The 5807-nt window shown below is 63.1% G+C and carries 5 protein-coding genes and 1 pseudogene; all 6 read right to left on the bottom strand.

All coding sequences use genetic code 11. The features are described 5' to 3' along the window. Positions 1-430, bottom strand: a pseudogene (locus tag AC0AP0_RS08105) (metal-sulfur cluster assembly factor); the annotation flags it as partial. Continuing rightward, complete coding sequence (gene sufU, locus AC0AP0_RS08100; RefSeq protein ID WP_490430096.1) at positions 427-1014, bottom strand: Fe-S cluster assembly sulfur transfer protein SufU; 588 nt, start codon at positions 1012-1014, stop codon at positions 427-429. The pseudogene AC0AP0_RS08105 and the gene sufU, both read right to left, overlap by 4 nt. A 59-nt stretch (positions 1015-1073) precedes the next feature. Then, a complete protein-coding gene (locus AC0AP0_RS08095; protein ID WP_490430095.1) occupies positions 1074-2348 on the bottom strand; it encodes a SufS family cysteine desulfurase in 1275 nt (424 codons plus the stop codon). Between the two features lie 21 nt (positions 2349-2369). Continuing rightward, positions 2370-3149: a Fe-S cluster assembly ATPase SufC gene (sufC, locus tag AC0AP0_RS08090; protein ID WP_490430094.1), complete on the bottom strand. Its 780-nt coding sequence runs from the start codon at positions 3147-3149 to the stop codon at positions 2370-2372. A gap of 1 nt (position 3150) precedes the next feature. After that, complete coding sequence (gene sufD, locus AC0AP0_RS08085) at positions 3151-4377, bottom strand: Fe-S cluster assembly protein SufD (RefSeq protein ID WP_490430093.1); 1227 nt, start codon at positions 4375-4377, stop codon at positions 3151-3153. Continuing rightward, the coding region (gene sufB, locus AC0AP0_RS08080; protein WP_490430088.1) for a Fe-S cluster assembly protein SufB at positions 4377-5807 on the bottom strand (1431 nt) is incomplete at its 5' end. The genes sufD and sufB, both read right to left, overlap by 1 nt.

The raw sequence follows: 5807 nt of genomic DNA, 5'->3' as shown, positions 1-5807 counted from the left end.
GGTGCAGGGCCTCCCTGACATCCTCGGCTGTGGCCCGGCCGATGTCGTCGACGGCCTTGAGAGGGATGGCCTCTTCAGCGGCTGCCTCGGCATCAGCGGCATTCTGGTCTGCAGTCTTCTCACCATTGGCGGCCGACGCACTGGCCGAAGTCTGGGCACTCGAGCCTTGGTCCGCTGACGGGCCTTCAGGGGAGCCTTCAGAGTTAGCTGTGTTGGCACGCCGATCGTCGGACTTGGCCAAATCGGACTTCTTGTCCGCCTGGCCGTCAACCTGACGCATGGAGCCGCCTTCGGCCGACTTCAGAACCGTCTCGGCACCCAGGGGATTGCTGGCCAGGGCCTGTGCCGTGCCGGGATCGCTGATGGCCCTGCCCACCGAGGCCAGGATGGAGTCCTGGGGTTCGGGCACCAGATTCGTATTACCGCTCATACCTGCTCCTCCTTCTCACCTTTGTCGCCTTCTCGTCCGGCTGACAGGGCCTGGGCCACCGAGGCCTTCATGCCCTCCCAGCCAAGCAGGGCGCACTTGATTCGCATGGGATACTTGGACACGCCCTGGAAGACCATGGCATCGCCAAGAGCGTCCTGCGTCTTCTCATCCTCAAGTCCGGCTCCGCGCGACTCCATGAGCTTGCGGAAGTCGGCAGCCAGGTCCATGGCATGATCGACGGTCTGCCCCTGGACCAGATCCACCATGATGGATAGGCTGGCTTGGCTGATTGAGCAACCCGAACCCTGCCAGACGATCCGCTGGATGAGGTCGGGACCGCCCTGCTCGCCGGGCGCCACCTCCACATGGATGGTTGCCTGATCCCCGCAGGTGGGATTGAACTGATGGGACTCGGCAGCCAAGCAGGCCTCGTGCTCTACCCTGATGGTCACGCCGTCGCCATCCGGGTCCTCCCCCGCATCAGCCTGATCTCCTACACGTCCGTGAGGTTTCCGGGCGGCGTCCAGGATCACCTCCTGGTACATCTGCTCCATTTCCTCGTCATCCATCCCGAAATCCGCCATGTTCTTAACCTACCAGTATGTCCTTGCTAAATCCGTCTATGCGCTGCCGGTGAATGCCCTCAAGCCACTCGGAAGAACTTGCGGACTCCAGAGACGGCATCCAGCAGGGCATCCGTGTCGGCCACGGTATTGTAAACGCCGGTCGAGGCCCGGTTGGATGCCATCAAGCCAAAGTGACGATGCACCGGTTGGGCGCAGTGGTGCCCTACGCGGATGGCAATGCCGCGCGAATCCACATACTGGCCCACGTCATGGGGATGAACACCTTGCACATCAAAGGCGACCGTGCCGATCCGGTCCTCTGGGGTGGTCGGTCCTAGGATGCGTACTCCGTCCAACTCCCCCAGCCTCAACAGACCGGCGGTGATGGCCTTCTCGTGTTCGGCCACATTCTCCATGCCCAAATTCATCAGCCAATCGGCAGCCGCACCAGCCCCGATCATCTGTGCCACCGGCTGTGTGCCGGCCTCGAACCGGGCAGGTGGATCCATGTAGCTGGCTGGGCGGTCCAGATAGGCCAGCTCCACCATGGATCCGCCGAACGAAGCAGGAGGCAGGGCCTCCAGCAACTCACGGCGGCCATAGAGGAAGCCTACGCCGGTGGGGCCATACATCTTGTGGGCACTCCAGGCGGCGAAGTCCACGTCCATGACGTGCAGGTCCACAGGCAGATGAGGCACCGACTGGCAAACATCCAACACCACCAGAGCGCCCACCTGGTGGGCACGGCGGACGATGGGCTTGATGTCTGTGACGGCACCGGTCACATTGCTGACGTGGGTGACGGCGACCACCTTGGTCCGCTCCGTAATGACTTGATCGGCAGTATCGGCAAGAACGCGGCCATCCGGATCCAGATCGAAGTACCTGAGGACCGCCCCGGTCCGGTAGCAAAGCTCCTGGAAAGGCAGGAGGACCGAGTGATGCTCAGCCTTGCTGACCACGACCTCATCCCCGGGCTTCAGAGCGAATCGACGGGCCGCTTTGCCTCCGCGACCCAGGCTTGCATTGCCGAAGGCGGTGGCCAGCAGATTCAGAGCGGCGGTGGCCCCGGCAGTGACCACGATCTCCTCTCCGCCCTCCTGACCCTCCGCGCCGACTAGGGCGGCCACGCGGGAGCGGGCATGCTCGAAGGCCATGGTGCTGCGGGCTGCCAACTCATGGGCCCCTCGGTGCACCCCGGCGTTGTCCTTCAAGTAGAAGTCCCGAACGGCATCGATGACGGCCAGGGGCTTCTGAGCCGTTGCGGCCGAATCCAGATAGACCAGAGGGTGTCCGTGCACCTGCTGGTCCAGAATCGGAAACTGCTGACGAATGCTGTCATCGATAACCATTGCGGACCTCTTCTCTTATCCTCAGGCCAGAGCCGATTCGGAGTCGGCACCCTCGGGCAGGTACTGGTCGTACCCGGTCTCCTCCAGGGTGTCGGCCAGCTCGGGACCGCCGGTCTTCACGAAGCGACCGTCGGCGAAGACATGGACGATGTCAGGCTTTATGTACTTGAGGATCCTGGTGTAGTGGGTGACCATGAGCACGCCCATGCCGGTGTTCTCCTTGGCCCTGTTGACCCCTTCGGAGACGATGCGCAGAGCGTCCACGTCCAGCCCGGAGTCGGTTTCGTCCAGGATGGCGAACTTGGGCTTGAGCAGCTCCAGCTGCAGGACCTCGGCCCGCTTCTTCTCGCCGCCCGAGAAGCCCTCGTTGACCGAGCGCTGGGCGAATTTGGAATCCATGCGCAGCCGCTTCATGGCATCGTTCAGATCCTTGGTCCACTGGCGGATGGCCGGGGCCTTGCCGTCGACCTCGGTCTTGGCGGTACGCAGGAAGTTGGTCATGGACACGCCGGGCACCTCGACCGGGTACTGCATGGCCAGGAAGAGCCCGGCCTTGGCCCGCTCGTCCGGGGTCATCTTGAGCAGATCCTGCCCATCCAGCAGGGCCTGGCCCGAATCCACCTCATACTTGGGATGGCCGGCCAGCGTGTAGGCCAGGGTGGACTTGCCGGACCCGTTGGGCCCCATGATGGCGTGGGTCTCGCCGGAGTGGACGGTCAGCGTGGCCCCCTTGAGGATCTGCTTGCGACCCTCCTTGGTCTCCACTGAGACGTGCAAATCCTTGATTTCCAATGTGGACATGTCAGTTCTCCTCCAAAACGTGCTGCATCTCTTGATCCTCGCCGGCCGCCAGCCTGCGGTCGATGACCCCCATCAGGTGCCCGGAGACGCTGGGGACGTCGATCTCCTCCACCAGTTCGCCGAAGAAGCCTCGAACCACCAGCTTGCGGGCCTCCTGCTCGGGGATGCCGCGGGACTGCAGGTAGAAGAGCTCCTCGTCGTCGAAGCGTCCGACCGAACTGGCATGGCCTGCCCCGATGATGTCGCCGTTCTCGATCTCCAGGTTGGGCTCGGAATCAGCGATGGCCCCAGGGGTGAGCACCAGGTTCCGGTTGAGCTCGTAGGAGTCGGTTCCAGGCGCGGTGGGCTGAATGAGCGCGTTGCCCACCCAGGTGGTGTGCGCGCCGATGCCGTCCAGGGCCCCCTTGTATACCACACGGGACTTGCAGTTGGGATGGTTGTGCACCACCATGGTCCGGTGCTCCATGTGCTGGCCGGGATCGACGAAGTAGATGCCCAGCATGTTCAGGTCGCCCTGCTCGCCACCGAAGTCCTGATCCATGCGCAGCCGCACCACATCGCCGCCCAGGCTGACCACCGAGTGACGCAGGGAGGCCTCGGCACCAAGGTGAATGCGGTGGTTGCCTATATGCTTGCTGCCCTTGTCCCACTCCTGGATGAAGGTGGTCGACATCTGCGAATTGTCACCGATGTCGATTTCAACCCCTTCAGCCAGACGTGCCTGGCCCTGGTGCTCGACCACCAGATCGGCCTTGGTGCCCGCCTCGGCCTTGATGACCAGGTGGAAGACGTCCAGCTCAGGGCCGCCGCCGTTGACACGGACCAGTACAGGCTGATCCAGGGTGCCCTTGAGGTTCACCACCGTTGCCTGCTTGCCGCTGGCCCACTCCACAGCGGCTGCTCGGTCGCTGGGCTTGAGGACGGTGCCGCAGGGGGCCTGATCCATGGGAATCCGGCTGACGCTGACCTGATCCGCGGGCGGTTCGGACCCGTCGATCATGGAGACCGAGACCTTGGTCAGGCCGCTGGGCTGGAAGACGGTGAAGAACTCCTCCATCCGGTCGATGGGGGTGAACCGCCAGTCATCCTGCTTGCGGGTGGGCATGGGGAAGTCGTCAGGATCGAAGGAGCGGGGCTCCTTGTCGGCGCTGGACGGCATGGTGGCCGGGAAAGCATAGGGATCCTTGGGATCCGCGTGCGGAATGGTTACTTCGCTCTTCTGTGACATCAGCCTACCGAACCCTCCATCTGCAATTCGACCAAGCGGTTGAGCTCCAACGCGTACTCCATGGGCAGCTGCCGGGAGATGGGCTCCACGAACCCGCGCACTATCATGCCCATGGCCTCCTTCTCCTCCAGGCCGCGGCTCATCAGATAGAAGAGCTGGTCCTCGGAGACCTTGGAGACGGTGGCCTCGTGGGCCATGGAGACGTCGTCCTCGCGAACATCCACGTGCGGGTAGGTATCCGAGCGGGAGTAGTCGTCCACCAGCAGGGCATCGCAGACCACCGAGGAGGAGGACTTCTCGGCACCCTTGATGATCTTGACCAGGCCTCGGTATGCGGCCCTTCCCCCGTTGCGGGAGATGGACTTGGAGACGATGGTGGAGGAGGTGTGGGGTGCCAGGTGGATCATCTTGGCGCCCGTATCCTGATACTGGCCTTTGCCGGCGAAGCCCAGGGAGAGGGTCTCGGCCTTGGCGTAGGGCTCGGCCAGGATGCAGGCCGGGTACTTCATGGTGGCCTTGGACCCGATGTTGCCGTCCACCCACTCCATGGTGCCGCCCTCACGTACATAGGCGCGCTGGGTGACCAGGTTGTAGACGTTGTTGGACCAGTTCTGGACCGTGGTGTAGCGCACACGGGCGTGAGGCTCGACCACAATCTCCACATTGGCCGCATGCAGGGAGTCGGTGGAATAGATGGGGGCCGTGCAGCCTTCCACGTAATGGACGTAGGAACCCTCGTCGGCGATGATCAGCGTGCGCTCGAATTGGCCCATGTTGGGCGTGTTGATGCGGAAGTAGGCCTGCAGGGGGATGTCCACATGGACGCCCTTGGGCACGTAGACGAAGGAGCCGCCCGACCAGGCCGCCGTGTTCAGGGCGGCGAACTTGTTGTCGTCCGGAGGGATGACCGTGGCGAAGTACTTGCGGAAGAGGTCCGGGTACTCCTTGAGGGCCGTGTCCGTATCCAGGAAGATGACCCCCTGTTTGCGCAGGTCGTCGCGGATGGAGTTGTAGATGACCTCGGACTCGTACTGGGCGGCAACGCCGGAGACCAACCGCTTCTTCTCGGCCTCGGGGATGCCCAGCCGGTCATAGGTGGTGCGGATGTCGTCGGGCAGGTCCTTCCAGTCCTTGGCCTGCTCCTTCAAGGGCTTGACGTAGTACTTGAAGTCGTCGGCATCGAACCCGCTCAAATCCACGCCCCACTTGGGCATGGGCTTCTCCATGAAGGCCCGATAACCCTTGAGACGCATCTGCAGCATCCAGTCAGGCTCGCCCTTGTCGGCCGAGATCGCCCGGACCACGTCCTCGTCGATGCCCTTGTGGGCGTTGCGCCCGGCATCGTCGGAGTCATGCCAGCCATAGGTATAGTCGCCGAACTCGGAGATGATCTGGTCGTCTTTTTTGATTTTTTCTTCGTTGACGCGGGA

It is taken from the genome of Bifidobacterium sp. POST2/T3 (B1), from assembly GCF_058197115.1.
This window is presented reverse-complemented; position numbering and strand designations above follow the sequence as displayed.